The organism is Microcoleus harperi Pol14_C6, from assembly GCF_036701295.1.
GTDB lineage: Bacteria > Cyanobacteriota > Cyanobacteriia > Cyanobacteriales > Microcoleaceae > Microcoleus.
This window is the reverse complement of the sequence record NZ_JAUBQN010000029.1, coordinates 60195-82832: the sequence shown is the minus strand read 5'-3', so window position 1 is coordinate 82832 and position 22638 is coordinate 60195. Positions and strand designations below refer to the sequence as shown.

Sequence of the window (22638 nt, the reverse complement as noted above, 5' to 3'; positions counted from 1 at the left end):
ATTCCCAATCTAAATATTAACACACGGTTTAACTATTATAAATTATAAGTTTTTACGAATCATTTAGGATTGCTATAACAAGAAATAACCTTTGAATCATAATGATCGACGGTTAGTCAGCAAACAGGGTGATAGGTCTGGTCATCCCCGCCTTGCCTTTGAGGAGCTAAGTCCTGCCTACAAACTTAAACATTTATTTTAAAAATCATTTAAATTAGAGTTGATTGGCTTACTACCGAGTGAAGCAATATAGCAAAAGTGGTAAAATTAATTAGTTATACCTTAGAAAAATTAACTATTAAATAAGCTTGTTTTTAGTAAATTAATTAATATTTATTTTGCCGCAAAGCACATGAATAAATAAAGCTAGTTAATTCGTGTCGGGAAAACTTGGCATTTTTATCAATTCCAAAGACTCTTGCCTCACGCGGCCGGCCATGGCAGCTAACTGCAAGCTCATAAAAGCATTCAAATCTTCCAAATCACACTTGGCTGAGGAAAAAATCTTCTGCATTTCATTTTCCGCTTCCAAACTCAGATATCCAGCGGCAATAGCTTGTTTTACAACTTCACGAATCTGCACGGTAGAAATTTCCCTTACTAAATTTTAACTAATCAAAAGCAAACAAGTTACTAACAGGAAGTTTCGGAAGCCGTCTCGCCAAAGATTTCAAATTTTTTCAGCTCGCGAGACTCTTGTTTCACTCCTCCGGACATAGCTGCTAGTTGCAAAGCCATAAAAGCATTTAAGTCTTCTAAGTCATACGTGGTGGTAGTTAACATCCGCCGCAGTTGATTTTCGGCTTCAATGGTTAGATAGCCTAGAGCCAGAGCTTGCTGGGCGAGATCGCGAATTAGTACCATAACACTTCGGGGTTTTATTGGTTCAAGCATCAGTATCAACTGTTTTCACAGAATCAGCAGTGACGGCTATTGCTCGATATGTGTGACATTGTTACGGGGCACTCGTGATAGCCGGAGTCGGAGAGTGTGACTAAGTATTTGCACGGTTGTGACGGCGATCACGCGGGGGATGCCAGAGGATGAGTCGGAGAGTGGGGAGTCGGAGAGTGTCCGGGTGTCTGGGTGGGGGAGTCGGAGAGTGTCCGAGTGGAGGAGTCGGAGAGGGGGAGCATTTTTCTTCTTCCCGGGGACTAATCACTGATGACTACTGCCTTCTACCTTCAGAAGACGCTCAACGTCTATAATCAGCAAGTTAAATATTTACGGCAAGACATATGGAACTAGCTCATAAAGATTTGCTACAACAAATAGCCCGACTATCGGAAACTTATGCTAATTTGGCCGATCGCCTGTTAATGGCAGCAAAACAACTGCAAGACTCCGGCCTTCCTCCCTCTGACAGCTTGCTGCAAGAAGTCGCAGCCTACAGCCGCAACTTTGCCGCAGTCCAAAAACAAGCTCTCGAAGCAAACAAATCCGCGATCGCACCCGGGGAAATTGCTTCCCTCAAAGACATTCAAAACTTAGTCGAGACTGCCGCAGCTTCCGAAGGTAAAGCAGAAATTCGCGATGCAGCATTGAAAGTGATCGATCGAGTATTGGCGATCGCCCACCGCGAACAAAGCGACTTCGCACCCTTACAATCAGTTCATGCCAAAGCCCGCGAACTGCAGCGCGCGATTTCCGAATCAACCCCAACTCAACTGCATTCTGACGCAGAATCCTTAGTCAGCGGCAAACACCCAGTTTCAGCAGTGCTGGCCTTGGTGGAACAGCAAGATAAATTAGATGACGAACAGTGGGTAATTCTCGAAGAAACAGTCAGCGCCGCTTTTGGCAAACAAATAGCCGTAGCCATTTCCAGAGGCAAATTAACCATTGCTGAGATGGTAAAAGCAGCACCTGCAAAAGTCGAACCCGCATTTAAAGCAGCGCCCGAACAAAAAATCAGCGCCGAACCTTTGCCAGAAGTGATTGTCATCCCGTCAGGAAATGTGGCACCTAAACAAGTTACAGTTGCGCCACAAATCCAGATTTTGGAATCCCCCGCACCTTCTGTCCCCATGCACGAGGTGATTATTGTTCCCAGCGTGGAAGTACCTAAGTCTCTTCAGACAACCGGTTCCGGGAACATTGTTTTTGGGGCACCTCGGGACATTCAACAAGCTCCTGTAGAGGGCGGTTTGGGAATCAAAGTTTTGGTGCACATTCAGGGAATTGGCGATCGAACTTTCGGTGCTCAAGAATACGCGGGTACTAAAGCTCAAGGGCGCCGTGTCGAAGGATTTGCGATTAATATCGACCCCCCAATTCCCGGCTTAAATGTCGAGTACATGGCTCACGTCGAAGGTGTTGGGGATACTCCTTGGCTTAGCGAAGGAGAATTGGCAGGTTTTCGGGGTCAAGCGAAACGAATTGAGGGATTTGCGGTGCGGTTGAGCGGGCCGCAAGCTGATAAGTACGACCTATTTTATAGCGCTCACATTCAGAATATCGGCGACACCGACGTGTCCTCCAACGGCGAATATTGCGGCACTCGCGGCAAAGCTTTGAGAATAGAGGGCATCAAAGTTTGGATCGCGCAGTCTGCGAGTTCCCAAACAGTGGCGCCTGTGGGCTTAAAAGTGTTGGCGCACATTCAAGGAATTGGCGATCGAACTTTTAGCGATCGAGAATATGCGGGTACTAAAGCTCAAGGCCGCCGCGTGGAAGGATTTCAAATTAAAATAGAGCCTCCCGTTGCCGGTTTAAATTTGCAGTACATGGCTCACGTTGAAGGAGTTGGCGATACTGCTTGGATCTCGGAAGGCGAGTTGGCAGGTTTCCGGGGCAAAGCCAAGCGCATTGAGGGATTTGCCGCCCGCCTGACAGGGCCACAAGCTGATAAATACGACGTATTTTATACGGCTCACATCCAGAATGTGGGCGATACTCCTGTTACTGCTAACGGTCAATATTGCGGCACTCGCGGCAAAGGTTTGAGGGTTGAGGGGATGACGGTATGGGTTGAGCCAAAAGCGTAAAAATTGAGAATGAATGGAAAATTTTAAATGGATTTTTCCATTCATTTTGTGTTGTTATATCATTTGGTATTGGTTAGTTTTTGTATGATTTGCGCGATGGTAGGGGATGGTTTTACCAACCATCTACGCCAACAAAAACTAATAATTCCATAAACCCGCCGCTCAACGGTAAACCTGAATGTACATTTTTCCCCTTTGATAAAAGTCAAGGTTGATATAGGTTATTAGTTGTGGGGGGCGGGTTTATGAGATTGTTTGTGTGGGTAAATATTATTGGTAAAACCCGCCGCTACAGCATTAAAAACATTTGCACAACTTACGCTAGCACACACGATATTAATGGTGTAGAACGTGCAACAAGCCTTCTACCACATGACCGATCGCACTTGGAGCAGCTTCGCAACCTGCTGCTTCGGCGGCGCACTGGCCGGCGTGGAGTGCGTTTCCGACAGCCTGACTCCCTCCCTCCAGCGCATCGGCACCAAATTGACCGCGATATGTTTCTTGGACCATTTCAGCTTGAATTTTGCTGGTGGTCTCTTCGGGATTCGTTTCCCAATTGCCTATGGTATGCACGATATCGAACCCAGCCCAAATTAACATTCCGAGCACGATCGCACCAATCAAATATCCCATAGCTTTCTTTAAAGGTTGAGGTTGGCTGTAGCTAAGTTAGCGCAGCGATTGCCAGTAGACAGAGTGCAAATCATTGCTGTTGAGTGCGGATGTCAGCCTGTTATAGCAGATGTTGAAGCCTTTAATTATTCTTGAGAGAAGAAAGTCGATCGCCAACAGAATATTAAGCAATTTTAATATTTACAGGCTGTGGAATTACACGGTTGGTAAACGGGAAATGCTCTTTGGCGGCGCTACCCGTAAAATGTATCATAAATACTTTACAGGGCGGTAGAGTTTGAGTTAACATCGGCTGAGCCGATAAAATATTACAGTCAAAAACAAAATATTACGATCGGATGCACGCGATCGATGATTTTACCGTGCTTGGAGATGAATAGTTACTTGAAAAAGCTTTAAAAATCCGGCTACATTTGCTCAAAAGTCTTTTCCATCAATACTTACATATAAATATGTCATTGCCAGCAGACGATCGCCCGCAGTCCGCAACCACTGATAGTGAATCTTCCTATCAACTTTCGCCGATACAGCAGGGGATGTTGTTCGACAGCCTTTCGGGTCAACAATTAGGGATAGACATCGAACAAGCGATCTGTAGCATCCGGGAAAATTTGAATGTTTCAGCTTTCCTCAAAGCTTGGCAGCAAATAGTGCAGCGGCATCCAATCTTGAGAACGAGTTTTTGTTGGTCAGGTGAAGAAGTTCCCCTGCAAACATTACACCAACAAGTTGAACTGCCAAGCGTTGAACAAGACTGGCGCAATTTGTCGGAGGGCGATCGCACCAACCAACTCGAAACCTATTTGCAAGCCGATCGCCTGCAAGGCTTTGACCTCACTCAACCCCCGCTGATGCGTTTGGCTTGGTTCCGCTGGTCGGAAACCGAGTACAAACTCATCTGGACTTACCACCACATTTTGCTTGACAGTACCTCTGCAATCGTTGTTTTGCAAGAAGTTTTTACCTTGTACGAATCCCTGTGTGCCGATCGACCGTTAGAATTACAACCGCCCCGCTGCGATCGAGATTTTATCGAGTGGACGCAGCAGCCAGACATCTCAAAAGCCGAAACATTCTGGAAACAATACTTAAGCGGTTTCAGCGCTCCTACCCCTCTGGTGGGGGATTTTTCAAGGGCCGGCAAGATGCCCGCCCCACCAGGAAATTCATCAGTTGTGGAACAGGCATCTGGCCCGTTCCTGACACCAACAGAAAATTTATCAGCCGAACCAGAAATCCGGCTTTCTAGCAGCGTAACCGCAGCCTTAAACTCCCTAATTCAAGAACAGCAACTAACCCTAAATACCCTGCTGCAAGGAGCGTGGGCTTTACTTTTGAGCCGCTGTTCCGGTTCTGAAGATGTAGTATTTGGAACTATTTGCAACAGCCGGTCGCAGAATCTAGAAAACGCAGAATCAGCGGTAGGATTATTCATAAATACTTTGCCGTTTCGGGTAATTGTATCTCCCGATTTGTCAGCGATCGACTGGTTCAAACAACTGCAAACTCAGTGGACGGCATTTCAAGAATACGGGAACGTGCCGCTGGCAAAAACTCAAGAATGGAGCGAGATTTCCCGCGGCACAGCTTTATTTGAAAGCCTGCTAGTAGTTGAAAAATATCACATTAACTCTGCCTTGCAAGCTCTGGGTGGCAACTGGCAAAACCGAGAATTTCAGCTTTTAGAACAGACAAGTTTTCCCCTAACTGTTTACGCATACGGGGGAACCGAACTGCTGTTGAAAATTGCTGGCGATCGCCAGCGGTTCGATCCGCTCGCCATTACCCGAATGTTGGGACACCTGCAAACTTTGCTAGAAAGTATAGCCGCGAATCCCCAGCAGAAAATCAGCAAATTGTCAATGCTGACAGCAGCCGAACTTGCTCAGTTGCAGGAGTGGAATCAAACTCAAGCAAATTATCCGCAAGACAAATGCGTTCACCAATTATTTGAAGCACAAGTCGATCGATCGCCCGATGCCATTGCCGCCGTTTTTTCCCAAAATCTCCAACAGCAACTCACCTACCTGGAACTCAATTCCAAAGCCAATCAACTAGCCCGTTACTTGCAGCAATTAAGCGTCGGGCCCGATGTTTTAGTAGCTATTTGCATGGAACGTTCTTTAGAAATTGCGATCGCCGTTTTAGGCGTTCTCAAAGCAGGCGCAGCTTACGTTCCCCTAGATCCAGCCTACCCCCAAGAACGGCTGACCTTCATGTTAGCCGACACCCAAGCTCCCGTTATCCTCACTCAATCTCACTTAGTGTCGGGGTTGCCGGCGCATCAAGCCCGCGCCGTTTGCTTGGACGCAGACTGGGAAACGATCGGCAGTCACAGCACGGAAAACCCAGCTAGCAGCGTCTCTCCCCAAAATTTAACTTATACAATATATACATCAGGTTCCACAGGCAAACCCAAAGGAGTTCCCCTCCCGCACCGCGCCCTAGTCAACCTAATTGCGTGGCAACTGCAAAACTCCACCCTTGAGGGCCCAGCCAAAACCCTGCAATTTGCATCTCTCAGCTTCGATGTCTCGTTTCAAGAAATGTTCTGTACTTGGTGTGCCGGCGGCACCCTCGTTTTCATCACAGAAGAAACCCGGCGAGATGCCCAGAGTTTGTTGCAGCTAATCGACCAAGAAAAAATTCAAAGACTATTTCTCCCTTTTATCGCGCTGCAACACTTAGCCGAAGCAGCCGATACCTATCAGCTAGTACCGAAATCGCTGCGCGAAGTAATCACCGCCGGCGAACAGTTGCAAGTCAACCGTTACATAGCCAGTTTCTTTCAGCACCTAGAAAATTGTACCCTGCACAATCAATACGGCCCCTCCGAGAGCCACGTGGTAACAGCTTATACCCTCGCAGGCCCGCCCGGAGATTGGCCCGCACTGCCTCCGATCGGCCGCCCTATTGCCAACACGGAGATATATCTGTTACAAAAAGATGGTCAACCTATACCTTTAGGAGTAGGGGGAGAACTATACATCGGGGGCATTTGCTTAGCGCGCGGCTACCTCAACCGCCCGGACTTGACTGCTGAAAAATTTATTCCCAATCCTTTTAAACACAATGAAATACGCGCGATCGAGGATGAAGCAGATCGTCTTTACAAAACAGGAGATTTAGCTCGCTTCCTGCCCGACGGTAACATCGAGTACATCGGGCGGATTGACGGCCAAGTCAAAATTCGCGGCTTCCGCATAGAGTTGGGAGAAATCGAAACCGCACTGGCAAAACATCGCGCCGTCAAACAAGCTGTGGTGCTGGCGCGGGAAGACGCACCGGGGGACAAACGACTGGTTGCATACATAGTTGCTAATCCAGAGGAGCAATTGGCAATAGCCGACCTCCGCCGTTACCTGCAAGGGCAACTCCCAGATTACATGGTGCCTGCGGTGTTTGTAAATGTTGAGGCGATGCCGAAGACGCCCAGCGGGAAAATCGATCGCCGCGCCCTGCCGGCACCTGACTTGCAGCGACAAGAACAGTCCCAGAGTTACGCTGCACCGCAAAGCGAGTTGGAGCTTTTGCTGGCGGGTGTTTGGTCTAAGCTGCTGAAGCTCGATCGCGTCGGCATTCACGACAATTTCTTCGAGATTGGAGGCAATTCTTTGATGACGCTGCAAGTTGCAGTCCAAGTTCGGGGTCTGTTAGACAAAGACTTGCCGGTGGTGAAGTTGTTCCAGCACCCGACTATCGCCCAACTGGCAAATTATTTAAACGAGGGAAAAAGCGCTAGTCCGTCCAACAACAAATTTCAAGACAGGGCCGATCGGCAAAAAGCTGCTTTTAAACGGCAAAAGCAATCTACCAAAAAACCCTAATTTATGACAAATTCGCAGGAAAACTCAGAACTTGACGGCATTGCGATTATTGGCATGGCGGGCCGCTTTCCCGGTGCTGCCAGTGTCGGTGAATTATGGCAGAATTTGTGCGGCGGGGTGGAGTCCACAGCGTTTTTCGGCGACGCAGAACTAGACCCCAGTATCGACCCCAATCTCAGACAAAATCCCAATTACGTCAAAGCTAGAGGAATTATTGACGGGGCCGATCGCTTTGACGCAGCATTTTTCGGCGTGAGTACCCGCGAAGCCGAAATTACAGACCCGCAGCAGCGCGTATTTTTAGAAATAGCTTGGGCCGCCCTAGAAAATGCAGGCTGCGATCCGAATACCTTCAGCGGCTCGATCGGAGTGTACGCCGGCACGGGCAACAATACTTATTTTCCCAACAACATCGCCGGACGATCGGATGTCATTGCCCGCGCGGGCGAGTTTCAGGTGATGGTAGCCAATGAAAAAGACTACATTGCTACCCGCACATCTTACAAACTGAATCTCAAGGGGCCGAGCGTCAGCGTACATACCGCTTGTTCTACATCATTAGTTGCAGTTTGTCAAGCTTTTTATGCTTTGATGAGCTACCAGTGCGACTTAGCCCTGGCCGGCGGGATATCAATTACGGTGCCGCAAAATAGCGGTTATTTGTATCAAGAAGGAGGGATGTTCTCCAGCGACGGACACTGCAAACCTTTCGACGCCAAGGCTGAAGGAACTGTGTTCGGCAACGCTGCCGGGGCTGTGGTACTCAAGCGTTTGGAAGAAGCGATCGCCGACAGAGATACAATCTATGCCGTAATTCGCGGAGTCGGGCTCAACAACGACGGGGCAGCCAAAGTCAGCTTTGCCGCACCCAGCGTAGACGGGCAAGCAGACGCGATCGCGATGGCGCACGCGATGGCAGACGTAGATCCCGAAACCATATCCTACGTCGAAACCCACGGCACGGCAACCCCCCTGGGCGATCCGATCGAAATAGAAGCGCTAACTCAGGCTTTTGCCCTGAAAACAGCAGCCAAACAATTTTGCGCGATCGGCTCCGTCAAAAGCAACTTCGGACACACGATCGCCGCGGCGGGAGTCACAGGGCTGATCAAAACAGCTTTAGCCCTCAAACACCAGCAAATACCCGCCACTCTGCACTTCGAGCAACCGAATCCAGCCATTGATTTTGCCAACAGCCCCTTCTACGTCAACGCCGAACTCTCGGAATGGAAAGCAGGCAAAACGCCCAGAAGAGCCGGAGTCAGTTCGTTTGGCGTCGGCGGCACCAACGCTCACGTTGTCCTCGAAGAAGCGCCCGCGCTGGAACCGTCAAGTCCTTCTCGCCCGCGGCAGTTACTGCTGCTGTCGGCGAAAACTCCATCTGCTTTGGACGCAGCTACCGCAAATTTGCGATCGCACCTCGCCCAAAACCCGGAGATCGATCTCGCCGATGCTGCTTACACCCTGCAAATCGGGCGGCAAGCCTTCAATTACCGCCGTTTCGCCGTTTGCAGCGATCGCGCCGATGCAGTGCAGGTACTAGAATCCCTGCCGCCGCTGCGTACAGCAACCCGCTGCACCGAATCGAGAAATCCGGCAGTAATCTTCATGTTTCCGGGACAAGGGTCGCAATACGTCAATATGGGCTTGAATTTGTACGAATCCGAGCCTTTATTCCGCGAAACAGTCGATCGCTGCGCCGAAATTTTGCAGCCACACCTCGGCCGAGATTTGCGGAAAGTGCTGTATCCCGGCAGCGATGAAGCAACAGCCACCGAATCGCTGCGCCAAACTTTCTTGACTCAGCCTGCGATATTTACCGTAGAATACGCGCTTTCCAAGCTGTGGCAGAGTTGGGGCGTCACTCCCCAAGGTGCGATCGGGCACAGCATCGGCGAATTTGTAGCGGCAACGATCGCAGGCGTGTTTTCCCTGGAAGATGCCTTGATGCTTGTGGCAGCGAGAGGGCGCTTGATGCAAGATTTGCCGGGGGGTTCGATGCTGTCGGTGCGCTTGTCGGCTGCCGAAGTAGAAGGGCGCTTGAGTGCGGATTTGGCAGTGGCGGCGGTGAATGCGCCGGATTTGTGCGTGGTTTCCGGGCCGACGGAGGCGATCGCACTTTTTCAGCAGCAACTAGAAAGCGAAAGCGTTGTCTGCAAACAACTGCACACTTCCCACGCTTTTCATTCGCCGATGGTAGATTCGATCGTCGAACCTTTCGCCGAATATGTCAAAAAAGTGCATTTGTCAGCGCCAACTATTCCATTTGTTTCGACTGTAACTGCTAGTTGGATCACAGCGGAACAAGCAACCGATCCGATGTATTGGGCTCGGCACTTGCGGGCGACAGTGCGTTTTGCCGACGGGATCAAAGAGCTTTGGCAAGATCCGAACCGGATACTTTTGGAAGTCGGACCGAGAACAACGGCTGCTACTTTAGCTCGCAAACAAGCCAAAGATTTGAAAAAACAAGTTGCCATTTCTTCCCTCAGCGACAGCCATGAAAATCAAACTGAATGGGCGGCTTTGTTGAGTGCAGCCGGACAGCTTTGGCTCTGCGGAGTATCGATCGACTGGCAGAGCTTTTATCAGGAGGAAACGCGCGCTCGCCTTCCCTTGCCGACTTATCCGTTCGAGAGCAAGCGCTTCTGGATAGAACCGAAAGTGTCAGAGGGCAAGAGTGAAATAGTCGAGGAATTGCCCGTTCCTCAATTACCAATTTCCAATTCCCAATTACCAACTACCAATTCCCATTTACCGATGCCAAATTCACAGGTTGAAACCAAACAAGCAGCCCGCAAATACCGACTGATTCCTGTAATTAAAAATATACTAGAAGAAACTTCTGGCGAGGATTTAGGCAGTGTTGATGAGGACTTAACTTTCCTAGAAATGGGTTTAGATTCTCTGTCCTTAACTCAAGTAGCGCTGAATTTGCAAAAAGAATTTAGCATCAAAATTACCTTTCGCCAGCTATTAGAAACTGTGCCCACTCTCGGCACTTTATCTGAATTTATCGATGGTGCTCTGCCGCCGGAGGTTTTGCCTGCAACTCCTGCGGTCCAACAAGCCGCGCCGGCGATCGCACCCGCACCGGCGATCGCACCGACAGCAGCACCTCCTGCGCCCATTGCCACTCCCGTTGCAGTCAGCGCCCCTGTAAATCTGCCCTTACCCAGCCCTGGGCCTCAAATTTTGAATCCCGTACAGTCTGGCAATCTCGAATACTTGATCGGGCAGCAGTTGCAAATTATGTCGCGACAGCTAGAACTTTTGGGCGGCGCTGGTTTGGTTCCCGCACAGCCGGCACCTGCAGCCAACGGTCAAGTTATGCCGCAGTCGCCCGCACCCGTTCAACATATCCCCCCATCCCAGACTAACGGCAGCGCGATCGCACCAACAGCGGAACCAACAGCAGAACCAAAAAAGGTGTTCGGTGCTGCCGCCCGCATCGACACCTCCGATCGCGACGGATTAACTCCGCAGCAATCTTCATATTTAGAAGCATTTGTCAAGCGATATACGGCGCGAACTCAGAAATCCAAACAGTACACTCAGAAACACCGCCACCACCTCGCCGATCCGCGGGTAGTTTCAGGGTTTAACCGGACGATGAAAGAGTTGGTTTATCCGATCGTGGTTGGGCGATCGTCGGGTTCTAAACTTTGGGATGAAGACGGTAACGAGTATGTAGATTTAACAAACGGTTTCGGGTCGAACTTTTTCGGATATTCGCCTGCATTTATTACAGAAGCGATCGCAGCTCAAATGCAGCGCGGGTATGAAATCGGCCCGCAAACACCGCTAGCCGGAGAAGTTGCCGAGCTCGTGTGCGAGATGACCAAACACGATCGCGCCGCCTTCTGCAACACCGGTTCTGAGGCAGTTTTGGGCGCAATGCGCCTAGCCCGCACCGTCACTGGCAACAGTACGATCGTCATGTTTACCGGAGACTATCACGGAATTTTCGACGAAGTGATCGTGCGCGGCACCAAAAAACTGCGATCGCTCGCCGCAGCACCGGGAATTCCCCAATCCGCTGTTGACAATACCCTAATCCTCGACTACGGCGAACCAGAATCCCTAGAAATCCTCAAAGCACGGGCGGGCGAGTTTGCAGCCATCATGGTAGAACCGGTACAAAGCCGCCGTCCCGACTGGCAACCGCGAGAATTCCTCCACGAAGTGCGCCGGATTACCGAGCAAGCCCGTTGCGCCTTCATTATGGACGAAGTGATTACTGGATTCCGCATTGCACCCGGCGGCGCCCAAGAATATTTCGGCGTACAAGCGGATATCGGCACCTACGGCAAAGTCGTCGGCGGCGGGATGCCGATTGGGGTAATCGCGGGCAAATCAGCCTGGATGGACGCTTTAGACGGCGGTTTTTGGCAGTTCGGCGACGACTCGTTCCCGGAAGTTGGCGTTACCTATTTTGCAGGGACTTTTGTGCGCCATCCCCTGACTTTAGCAGCGGCCAAGGCATCTCTCGAATATTTGAAGCGCGGCGGGCCGAAATTGCAGCGCGAACTCAATGCCAAAACCGACAAATTCGTTGCAGAATTGAACGCCATGTTCGATCGAGAGCAAGCACCTTTCACAGTTAAAAACTTTGGTTCCCTGTTCAAAATCACCTACCCCCAAGATTTTACTCATGGAGAACTTCTGTTTTACTCGCTGCGGGAAAAAGGAATTCACATTTGGGATCACCGCCCGTGTTTTCTGACGCTAGCGCATTCCGACGCAGATATTGCTTTTGCCAAGGAAGCATTTAAAAACAGCATTGCCGAATTGCAGTCAGCCGGATTTTTGGCAGCTCCATCTGGTGGGAATGTTAAGGCGATCGATTTTAACAAGAATGGCCATACAAATGGATCGAAATCGTCAACTGCTTTCGCAAACAATTCTCCCGTACCCGGTGCCCAATTAGGGCGGGATCCTAATGGCAATCCAGCTTGGTACATCGCAGATCCAGAGCGTCCAGGAAAACATTTACAAGTAGGAGATAGTTTATCAAATTGACGGTTAGGGTTGGTAATTAAATCCTGTAGGGGCGGGTTTTACCAACCGTAACTGCCTAAGACAGACCATCTCGAAAACCCGCCCCCACCCAATGGCGAATCGCGATCGACCTGTAGGGGCGGGTCCACCAACCATAATAGCCACAAATCCACAATCTCAAAAACCCGCCCCCACCCAACGGCAAATTGCAATCTACCAACTTTTCAAATCGGCCATAAATTTCCACTAACAAACCCAGGAAAAACGCAAATGCTCCAAACCGCAAAAACTCTTAAAATAGACCGCCGCACAGGTCTGACTCACCAAGAATTCGTCAGCGAGTACCGCAATCCAGGCAAACCAGTTATTTTCACAGATTTATCAAAAGATTGGCCTGCCAAAACAAAATTTACGCCGGAGTATTTTCAAGAAAACTTTGGCGATCGAGAAATTGAAATAGGTGGTAAGATTTACACACTCAACAAATTGTTCGATTTACTAAAGAATTCCACAAAACAGAATCCGGCTCCCTATCCTTTCAAACTAAATGTTCGCAAAGATTTTGCCGATTTAGAACCCGATGTTTCTCCCAGACCGAGTATTGCCACACCCGATCGCACGCACAGCAGCTTAATCCCTAATATGCTGCTCAATGATTTGTACGACTTAGAAATATTCTTCGGCGGGCCGGGCGGAGAATTTCCTTATTTGCACTACGATTTTCTCGGGCTTTATGCGTATATCAATCAAATTTACGGGGAAAAAGAATTTATAATTTTTCCCCCGGAGCAGCAAAAGTATCTTTACCCAAAACCAGGTGCGCCTTGGCTATCTGAGATTGAAAACCATCACAATCCGGACTTAAAAAAATATCCGCTTTTGGCTGAAGCTACGCCAACAACTATTACAATCTCAGCCGGTGAAACGCTGTTTATTCCCTGCGGCTGGTATCACACGGCAAGGTCGCTGACTTTAACAATTTCCGTAGCATTTGACCAACTTTGCGAATCAAACTGGGAATTTTTTACTAACGAATGTTGCATCCCCAGAGGCAAAAATTCGCTCAAAGCCAAGATGATTAATGCTTATCTGACTGGTGCAGGTGCTTTGCTGAGTGCTCGGGAAAAATTGATGGGGACGGAGTAATACCAAATTCTGGTTAGTTACTCCCTCTATCGATTGAATCTGCTGTAAATCCCGTAGGGGCGGGTTTGACCAACAATAATTGTCTCTGACTAATAATCTCATAAACCCCCCCCTACTCAACGGTAAATCCCAATCTACCTCTTTCAAACAAATCTCCATTACAACAAAGACAATTTAATTTATTTAGTTGCACTACTGTTAATAGCGAATGAAAAAAACCGCAGATTTACAACCAAAACTTACTGCTGTAGATTTCGATCCTTTGGCCGGCGGAGAACTTTTTGCTTGCGTACCCGCGACAGAATCGCAGAAAGAAATCTGGATTGCCGTGCAAATGGGAGACGAGGCAAATTGCGCTTACAACGAGTCGATGTGTCTGCGGTTGCAAGGAAACCTCGACATTGAATCTCTCCGATTTTCCATTCAGGAATTGGTGCAGCGGCACGAGGCGCTGCGGACAACATTTAGCCCAGACGGATCGACTCTTTGTATTGCGTCGTCGGTCAAACTCGACATTCCGGCGATCGACTTGTCAATTGTGGACGCTCGCGATCGCGAATCGAAATTAGCACATTTGCGCCGTCAAGAAGTCGATCACCCTTTCAATCTAGTGCGCGGACCGCTGTTTCGCAGTCAAATTATTAAGCTGCAAGAACAGGAGTACATCGTTATTCTCACCGGCCACCACATCGTTTGCGATGGCTGGTCTTGGGGCATACTAATCCCGGATTTAGGTGCAATTTATTCTGCCAGACAGCAAGGGTTAGCTGCGAATCTTCCCCAGCCAGAAAGTTTTATAGAATACGCAATTTCACAAGAAGAAAACTCAACAACAACCGAAATTATTGAGGCTGAAAAGTATTGGTTAGAACAGTTTTCAAGCACAATTCCGGTGCTAGATTTGCCGACAGACAGATCGCGACCTGCTTTGAGAACTTACCAGGGTTCGCGGGAAGATTGGGAACTCAATCGAGATTTGGTTGCTAACCTCAAACGCCTGGGCAAAAAAGCAGGATGCAGCTTTTTTACAACTCTGTTTGCTGGATTTGAAGCTTTTATGTACCGCTTGTGCGGGCAAGAGGATTTGGTTGTCGGAATGCCTGCGGCGGGACAACTGGTTGGGGGAAAAGACAAGCTTGCGGGACACTGCGTGAGCTTGTTGCCGATCCGCACCCGCATTAACGAGGAACAATCTTTTATCGATTATTTGCGATCGCGCCGCACGGCAATTTTAGATGCTCTCGACTGCCAGCAGCTAACCTTCGGTACTCTGGTAAAAAAACTAGCAGTGCCGCGGGATTTCAGTCGCATTCCGCTAGTGCCTGTAACTTTTAATTTGGATGTGCAACTTACGGAAGATCAGCTTAATTTTGAAGGTTTTAAAGCGGAAGTCTTCTCGAACCCAAGAAATTATGAAAACTTTGAATGGGCAGTAAATGCCAGCGAAACAAAAAACAAACTCGTGCTGGAGTGCCAGTACAATACCAACTTATTTGATGCTGCGACAATCCGCCGCCGCATGGGTGAATTTGAAGTGCTGTTAGAGGGCATAGTTGCTAATCCTCAGTGTCCGCTGCAAAACTTGCCAATTTTGACGGCAGCGGAACGGCAACAGCTATTAGTTGAGTGGAACAACACTCAAACAAATTATCCCGAATCTGCCTGCATTCACCAACTATTTGAAGTTCAAGCAGAGCAAACTCCCGACGCTGTAGCCGTAGTTTTTGGAGAGCAACAGCTAACCTACCAACAGCTAAATTGTCGCGCCAATCAACTCGCACATTACTTGCAAACTTTGGGGGCTGGCCCGGAAGTTTTAGTGGGCATTTGTTTCGATCGCTCGATCGAGGCGATCGTCTCACTTTTGGCTGTTCTCAAAGCCGGATCGGCTTACTTGCCGTTAGACCCCGCTTATCCCAAAGAGCGACTGGATTTCATGCTGTCAGACGCCCAAATATCGGTGCTTTTGACTCAACAGAACCTAGTAGAAAGACTTCCCGAGTGCGGAGCAAAAGTAATTTGCCTGGATGCGACGCAGGAAACAATAGACGCACAAAGTGAGATAAACCCAGCCAGTCTCGCTAATGCAGACAATCTAGCTTATGTAATGTATACTTCAGGCTCGACAGGCAAGCCCAAAGGCGTTTGCGTCGTCCACCGGGGCGTAGTCCGGTTAGTCAAAGACACTAATTTCGCCAGCCTCACCGGAGCAGAAGTCTTCCTGCAACTTGCTCCGATTTCCTTCGACGCCTCGACTTTGGAAATTTGGGGATCGCTGCTAAACGGGGCGCAACTGGCGGTATTCCCTCCCGGCAGCCCATCTTTGGCAGAGTTGGGAGAGGCGATTCGCTTATACAAAGTGACAATTTTGTGGCTGACAGCCGGACTGTTTCACTTGATGGTGGACGATCGCATTGAGGATTTAAAGGGTGTGCGCCAACTGTTGGCAGGCGGCGACGTTTTATCTGTTCCCCACGTCCAGAAGTTGCTGCGAGAAGTTCCAAACTGCAAATTAATTAACGGTTACGGACCGACCGAAAATACGACTTTTACTTGCTGCGCGCCGATCGACTCTGCCAGTGAAATTAGCAATTCCGTTCCCATCGGGCGGGCGATCGCCAATACTCAAGTTTACATACTCGATCGGTATTTGCAGCCAGTGCCGATCGGCGTTCCGGGGGAATTGTATGCAGGCGGCGCCGGCTTGGCCAGAGGCTACCTCAACCGCCCGGATTTGACAGCCGAAAGGTTTATTCCGAATCCTTTTACAAGCAAAGAAGATGGATTGGAAAATGCAGAATATCGATCAGTTTCAAGCCTTCTTCCTTCTTCCTTCTTCCTTCTTCCTTCCTCAAATCGCCTTTACAAAACAGGGGATTTAGCCCGCTACCTGAGTGACGGTAACATCGAGTACCTCGGACGCACCGACAATCAGGTAAAGATTCGCGGCTTCCGCATAGAAGTAGGAGAAATTGAGGCTGTGCTCGCCGGACATCCAGATGTCAGCCAAGCGGCGATCGCAGTTCAGTTAGATGCTTCGGGCAATAAATGTCTCGCAGCTTATGCAGTTTCCCGCCCAGGTCAAATTCTCGCAGCCGGTACCCTGCGCGGCTTCCTGCAAGAGAGACTGCCAGACTACATGATACCTGCTGGGTTTGTGTTCCTCGACGCTTTGCCCTTAAACCCCAACGGCAAAGTTGACCGCCGCGCTTTGGCAACTCAAAAGTGGCAATCTAGCGACGCTGCGCCCAATGAAACAAGTGCTGTTGCCCCGCGCGACCAATTAGAGCTCCAAGTGACAGAAATTTGGCAACAAGTTTTAGGCATCGATTCAATGGGAATCAGGGACAATTTCTTTGAGGTAGGAGGACATTCCCTGCTAGCAGCGCGCCTATTAGCGGAAATTGAGAAAGTCTTCGACAAAAAGCTGCCACTGTCTGCTATTTTCCAATCGCCAACAGTTGAGCAATTGGCTGACATTCTCCGCGAACCGGAATGGTCGTCACCTTCTCCGTCAATGGTGGTGATTCAACCGGGAACAGGAAGTTACAAACCGCCTCTTTTCTGCATCCACGTGCTCGGCAGAGGATTGGAATTTTATCGTCCTTTAATGAATTATATCGATCGATCGCAGCCTGTTTTGGGACTGTCAACCCAGATTATGGATGAAAAATTGGCTCCCCCCAATCGAGTTGAGGAATTGGCAGCTTATTACATAAAAGAAATGCAAACTTTTCAGCCACACGGCCCTTATCTTCTGTTAGGAGTATCTTTTGGGGGGACGGTAGCTTTTGAGATGGCTCGGCAACTTCACGATCTAGGTGAGAAGGTAGCTTTGCTGGGATTGTTGGACACTTACGGGCCGGATGCTTTCAACAATTCATTTGAGATGAAGCGCAGTGAAGGCATAATGAGAATTTTACGTCTCACCCCCGGTGCATTTATGAATAAAGCGAAGAGCAATCTGAGCGGGAAAATCGAGAATCTCACTGAGATTCAGTGGAGAATTTTGTGCAATTTGTACCGGGCGGTGGGGCGTCCCCTGCCAATTTATTTGGAAAACTTCACTCATAGGGAATTAAATCATCAGGCCTTGAAATATTATGCAGGGGGAGTTTATACGGGTGGGGCCTCTGTTTTCAAGGCAGTTGAGAGTGCGGAGGCGTTTGGGGCTGACCTCGAATTAGGTTGGGGTAGGGTAATTACGGGAGGAATAGAGGTTCACGAGATTCCTAGCGACCACCTTGGGATGTTAAAAGAACCTCACGTTCAGATACTGGGGGAAAAATTGCAGGCTGCGGTCGATCGGGCTCAAGGTTAACATTGGACAATTAGGACAATTGACAGTGGACAATGGACAGCAAAAACTCCGATATAATTTTCTCTGTGAACTATCAACTATCAACTATCAAATCGTTTCCGGTTGCATCGGAATGATTTAACCACAGAGGGCGCAGAGAACACAGAGGAACATCGGAGAGAGATGAATACAGGACTATGAAGCGCGGATTTGATATGACTCGATTTTACAATTCCGATGCTATCGGATTTGATATCAATTGTTTAAATCCCCATGCTAAAAACTCGCTGTCAACTGTCAACTGTTTAACCTTCCAATGCCGCCAAAAGACACAGCAACAAAGCCTCCGTCCACTCGACTACAGCACCGTAAGTATCGCCCGTGTGGCCGCCCAAACGGTGGTTAAACCAGGCTCCGGCAAAAATTCCGATCGCACTTCCCCCCAAAGCCATCCCCACCGCCAACAGCCACCGATCGCCCTCCAAGACAACTTGCACCACGCTCAAACTCAGCAGCAAAAGCACCCCTGGGATAAAATCAAAAGGAGAATAAATAGATTCTTTGTGAAAAGCTCCCTTACCCTCTGCCCGCAGATATGGATAGCGGGCGATCGCCACCAGTTGGCCCCACCTTCCCCAACCGGCCACGCCCATCAAAGCCAGCCACCGATAGTTATTCAAGTCCGAGAGAGCGGCAGTTTTCAGCAGCACGATCGCGATCGCAGCCATCGCCCCAAAGGCTCCTGTAACGCTGTCCCGCATGACTTCCAGCCGACGCACGGGGTCGGGTACAGCCAGCCCGTCCGCCGCGTCCATTGCCCCGTCTAGGTGCAGCCCGCCAGTCACGGCGATGCCCGAGACTACCACCAAGGCCGATCGAGTCAGAGCAGGCATTCCCAACAACTGCAACCCAACATCCCCCAGTCCCAGCATCCCCCCAATCAAAAGCCCGATCGCCGGTGCCAAGCGGGCAATGCCCCGAAACTCCAAAGTCCAAGACACTGGTACCGGCAAACAAGTATAAAAAGCGACTGCGGCTGCGATGGCAGCGCCTTGATTCCGGAAAAAGTCGATCGTAGAGCGAACCCATTTATCATGCACCATAAGATAGAAAATTTTTCATCTGGTATGCAGTTGTCAATCGATTAGCGTGTGCCAGAATTGGACTGTAACACCCTAGTTTTTTGGATCGAGCATTCCTCCTGTCGCCGGCTCTTTTCCCCGGAAAACCTCTGTCGGCAGCGATCCCAAAGCTCCCTATCTAAAATGACTAAACTCAAGATCCGCGTTTCCCTTCCCAAGAATTCTAGCTAACTCCCTGATGTTCAAGACGGGAAAATACTACAACAGAGGCTTTTACTCCATGAGTCACGATCAATTGAATAACAGGGTAGTTGCTCCTTGCATCATCGATACAGGGATTGTCGTCAACAAACGCGATATCAAAAGATTGCTGTTTGATTTAGGACGTGTTCGCTACCTTCACATACAAGATGGCGAGATTTATAGCGAAGGGGAAGGTTATGTACTCGAAGTCTTCGCCAACCCCCACCGTTCTACCCTAATTGCCAACCATGCGCTTTATTTGAACGTGTATAGTTTTGATTACCTGGAACTTAAACAGTCCCCTGAAGATGGTGCTTATTTTGACCTGATTCAAGATGGACGGCAGTTGCGGTTAATTCCCCTCTCCAATCCTTTGCAAGAGCAATTCGCCCGGAATTTAAATGCTGCGGCTTTGGATGCGGTTGTCGATCAGGTACTCTCAGGAAACTGGGATCTACAATTGGACGACGATGATTCCCCGTTTTAATCGTCAGTCAGTCGATTTTAGATTTTAGATTTACTTGCAGCATTGAATCTGGGAGTTAGAACTAAGGTCTAAAATTTTTTGCCCTCCACGACGATTGTCGGAAACTTGTATCCGTTTTTGGGCGGGGTCATGAGTTTTTTGTCGCGATGTCAACAACAATAGATTAGATAACACGGACGGCCGAGTAGCGGTTAACGAGCATCGGGGACTAATGACTGAGGACAGGGCGAAATTTTCTTTTAAATGTCAGGCTAATTGCAGCCATACCCAAGCGCGTGCAGGGGTTTTTGCCACTCCCCACGGTGTTGTGGAAACGCCTAAATTTATGCCAGTGGGGACGCTAGCTAATGTCAAAACTTTGACCCCGGCACATCTTGAGGCGGCGGGTTCTCAAATGGTTTTGGCAAATACTTATCACTTGCACTTGCAGCCGGGGGAAGCAATTGTCGCAGGCGCGGGCGGATTGCACAAATTTATGGCTTGGCCGGGCCCGATGCTGACGGATTCGGGTGGCTTTCAGGTGTTTAGCTTGAGCCAAATGCGGAAGATTACTGATGACGGGGTGACTTTTCGCTCTCCCCGGGATGGCCGCATGATTAATTTGACGCCGGAACGATCGATCGAAATTCAGAATGAGTTGGGCGCTGATGTGATTATGGCCTTTGACGAGTGTCCCCCTTACCCCGCTACGCGGGAAGAGGTGGAGGCTGCCACAAATCGCACTTACCGCTGGCTGCAACGCTGCATTCAAGCTCACTCGCGCCCGGATCAAGCTTTGTTTGGCATCGTCCAGGGGGGTGTTTTCCCCGATTTGCGATCGCGCGCGGCGAACCAGTTGGTAGATTTGGATTTACCAGGCTACGCCATCGGCGGCGTTAGTGTGGGGGAATCGGGGGATTTGATTGCAGAGATTGTGAAGGTGACAGCGCCTCTGTTGCCGGCAAATAAACCGCGTTATTTGATGGGGATTGGGACTTATCGGGAAATGGCGTTGGCGGTGGCCAGTGGCGTAGATATGTTTGACTGCGTGATTCCGACTCGGCTGGCCCGCCACGGGACGGCTTTTGTTGGTGGGGAACGCTGGAGTTTGAAAAATGCTCGGTTCCGGGAGGATTTTGCGCCGCTGGATGAGTCTTGTCCTTGTTATACCTGCCAAAAATTCAGTCGCGCTTATTTGGCCCATTTGGCGCGGGCTAACGAAGTGCTGGGGTATACTTTGCTGGCGATTCACAATGTGACGGAGTTGATTCGCTTTACGGGGAGGATGCGGGAGGCGATTTTTGCCGATCGATTTACTGAAGAGTTTGCCTACTGGCTTGCACCGAGAGTCGATCGATCGTGATTGCCTTGGGTAAAGATATGCGACAATTATGAAAATTCTGTTGGATAGGTAGGTTGATTCATGGAAGCTGCATTACTCTTAGCAAAACTGCCCGAAGCTTATTCGATTTTTGAGCCTTTGGTTAATGTTTTGCCGGTCATTCCCGTATTTTTCTTGCTGCTGGCTTTTGTTTGGCAGGCGGCTGTCGGATTTAGATAAGTTTGATTTCCTAAAAAGCAGGGGCAATTTTTGAATTGCCCCTGCTTTTAGGTATTAAGTTTTGTCTCGTTGTTCTTTCTGCCTTCAGCTACCGCCGATCGCACTTTTGAATGCCGGTCTTTCTGAGATCCGCTTCATGTAATCTACAACAGCCGGATAAGGACTGAGGTCTAGTTTTAGCACCATCGGAATGTAAGCCAATATTGACCCGACTGCTGCATCGGCGACGCCGAATTCATCACCCATTACAAACGGCTGTTTCTCGAAGATTTGATTAAGCGGTGTTAACAAGCGGGGAGTTTCGCGATCGCGAGTTGCTTCTGTAAATATTCCCGACCCCAGCGTCGCGTTGGCAAAAATGACCCACTGCACAATTTCAGCTTGCTGCTCCAAAGTCTGGGGCATCTTACCATATTTTTGAGCTAAATACAGCAGAATTGCGCCGGATTCCCAAACTTTAAAATCTCCATCAACAATTGCCGGTACTTTGCCGATCGGGTTAATTTCCAGATACTCTGGCTGCAAGTGTTCCCCTGCCTGCAGATCTAGGGTGACGAATTCGTAGGGAACCCCTATTTCTTCTAGATACCACTTGACAATTGATGCCCTGCTTTGGGCTCCGCCGTAAAGTTTAATCACGGAATTTTTTTCCTTGTAACGCAATATTGCTGTTATAGCATTTTTTGCGAATTGGGCATTGGAGGCACAGCCTCCGGGTATGTGTTTCCAGGCATAGCCTGGAAGGAGTATCAATTACCAATTACCCATTACTAAAGACTGCCGACACTTCTGTTAAATGCGAAAATAAGATATTGCTGCCGATCGCAATTAAAATTACGCCTCCGAGGAACTCTATTTTATTTCCAAATAAGTTGCCGCACTTGTGACCGATAAACACGCCAGCAAATACGACCAAGAAAGTAATAAATCCGATAGCACTAACGACAGGGCCGATCGAAGTTTTTAGCACTGCAAATCCGAGACCAACTGCGAGGGCATCGATACTCGTCGCCACCGACAGCGTTATCAAAGTCCCCGTATCTAAGGGATTAAACTTTTTCTCGCATTCTTCGCTTTGCAGCGATTCATAAATCATTCTACCGCCAATAAAACTCAAAAGCCCAAAAGCTATCCAATGGTCGATCGGTGTGATCAAAAAACTAAAACTAAGACCGATTAACCATCCTATTACGGGCATTAAAGCTTGAAAAACTCCGAAAAATAAGGCAATTTTTAAAGCTTTATTGATCTTCATGTGTTTGATTGCTAAACCGCTGGAAACAGCTACAGCAAAAGCATCTGCTGCGAGTCCCAAGGAAAGTAATATGGTAGTGGCTGCATCCATTTTGGTAAAGTGTTAGATATTATAGGTAAAGTGTTTCTCTTGAC

General features: G+C 49.0%; 14 protein-coding genes. 8 read left to right on the top strand and 6 right to left on the bottom strand.

Annotated elements, in window-relative coordinates; genetic code table 11:
- Positions 1 to 370: 370 nt before the first annotated feature.
- Both QUA27_RS19200 and QUA27_RS19195 read right to left on the bottom strand, forming a co-directional pair.
- The gene (locus QUA27_RS19200; RefSeq protein ID WP_333069765.1) at positions 371 to 583 is read right to left on the bottom strand and encodes a hypothetical protein; all 213 of its coding nucleotides are present in this window, start codon (positions 581 to 583) and stop codon (positions 371 to 373) included.
- 50 nt (positions 584 to 633) lie between these two features.
- Complete coding sequence (locus QUA27_RS19195; protein ID WP_333069764.1) at positions 634 to 864, bottom strand: hypothetical protein; 231 nt, start codon at positions 862 to 864, stop codon at positions 634 to 636.
- Positions 865 to 1238: 374 nt separating this feature from the next.
- Here QUA27_RS19195 and QUA27_RS19190 point away from each other — a divergent pair, with 374 nt between their 5' ends.
- A complete protein-coding gene (locus QUA27_RS19190; protein ID WP_333069763.1) occupies positions 1239 to 2987 on the top strand; it encodes a hypothetical protein in 1749 nt (582 codons plus the stop codon).
- A gap of 336 nt (positions 2988 to 3323) precedes the next feature.
- On the opposite strand, the gene QUA27_RS19185 is transcribed toward QUA27_RS19190, so the two are convergent.
- Positions 3324 to 3623, bottom strand: coding sequence for a hypothetical protein (locus QUA27_RS19185; RefSeq protein WP_333069761.1), 300 nt, complete (start codon positions 3621 to 3623; stop codon positions 3324 to 3326).
- Between the two features lie 452 nt (positions 3624 to 4075).
- Between QUA27_RS19185 and QUA27_RS19180 the strand changes: the two genes are divergently transcribed.
- The 4 genes from QUA27_RS19180 (at position 4076) to QUA27_RS19165 (ending at position 17918) form a co-directional block, all read left to right on the top strand.
- Complete coding sequence (locus tag QUA27_RS19180; RefSeq protein ID WP_333069760.1) at positions 4076 to 7450, top strand: non-ribosomal peptide synthetase; 3375 nt, start codon at positions 4076 to 4078, stop codon at positions 7448 to 7450.
- 3 nt (positions 7451 to 7453) lie between these two features.
- Positions 7454 to 12472 (top strand): aminotransferase class III-fold pyridoxal phosphate-dependent enzyme, encoded by a 5019-nt coding sequence (locus QUA27_RS19175; RefSeq protein WP_333069759.1) that lies wholly within the window; start codon positions 7454 to 7456, stop codon positions 12470 to 12472.
- Between the two features lie 249 nt (positions 12473 to 12721).
- Complete coding sequence (locus QUA27_RS19170; protein ID WP_333069758.1) at positions 12722 to 13597, top strand: cupin-like domain-containing protein; 876 nt, start codon at positions 12722 to 12724, stop codon at positions 13595 to 13597.
- A gap of 208 nt (positions 13598 to 13805) precedes the next feature.
- Positions 13806 to 17918 (top strand): non-ribosomal peptide synthetase, encoded by a 4113-nt coding sequence (locus QUA27_RS19165; protein ID WP_333069756.1) that lies wholly within the window; start codon positions 13806 to 13808, stop codon positions 17916 to 17918.
- Between the two features lie 284 nt (positions 17919 to 18202).
- Here the strand turns inward: QUA27_RS19165 and cobS are convergent, their stop codons facing one another.
- Complete coding sequence (cobS, locus tag QUA27_RS19160) at positions 18203 to 19000, bottom strand: adenosylcobinamide-GDP ribazoletransferase (RefSeq protein ID WP_333069754.1); 798 nt, start codon at positions 18998 to 19000, stop codon at positions 18203 to 18205.
- Between the two features lie 259 nt (positions 19001 to 19259).
- Between cobS and QUA27_RS19155 the strand changes: the two genes are divergently transcribed.
- From QUA27_RS19155 to QUA27_RS19145, 3 genes are all read left to right on the top strand, one after another.
- Complete coding sequence (locus QUA27_RS19155; RefSeq protein ID WP_190662161.1) at positions 19260 to 19709, top strand: hypothetical protein; 450 nt, start codon at positions 19260 to 19262, stop codon at positions 19707 to 19709.
- Between the two features lie 211 nt (positions 19710 to 19920).
- Positions 19921 to 21051: a tRNA guanosine(34) transglycosylase Tgt gene (tgt, locus tag QUA27_RS19150; RefSeq protein WP_333069751.1), complete on the top strand. Its 1131-nt coding sequence runs from the start codon at positions 19921 to 19923 to the stop codon at positions 21049 to 21051.
- A 60-nt stretch (positions 21052 to 21111) separates the two neighbouring features.
- Positions 21112 to 21249, top strand: a complete 138-nt coding sequence (locus QUA27_RS19145) for a photosystem II reaction center protein K (protein WP_006634808.1) — start codon at positions 21112 to 21114, stop codon at positions 21247 to 21249.
- A gap of 84 nt (positions 21250 to 21333) precedes the next feature.
- Here the strand turns inward: QUA27_RS19145 and QUA27_RS19140 are convergent, their stop codons facing one another.
- Entirely contained in the window at positions 21334 to 21888 is a 555-nt protein-coding gene (locus QUA27_RS19140) for a glutathione S-transferase family protein (protein ID WP_333069750.1), read from the bottom strand.
- A gap of 121 nt (positions 21889 to 22009) precedes the next feature.
- A complete protein-coding gene (locus QUA27_RS19135) occupies positions 22010 to 22594 on the bottom strand; it encodes a manganese efflux pump MntP (RefSeq protein ID WP_333069749.1) in 585 nt (194 codons plus the stop codon).
- Positions 22595 to 22638 lie beyond the last annotated feature (44 nt).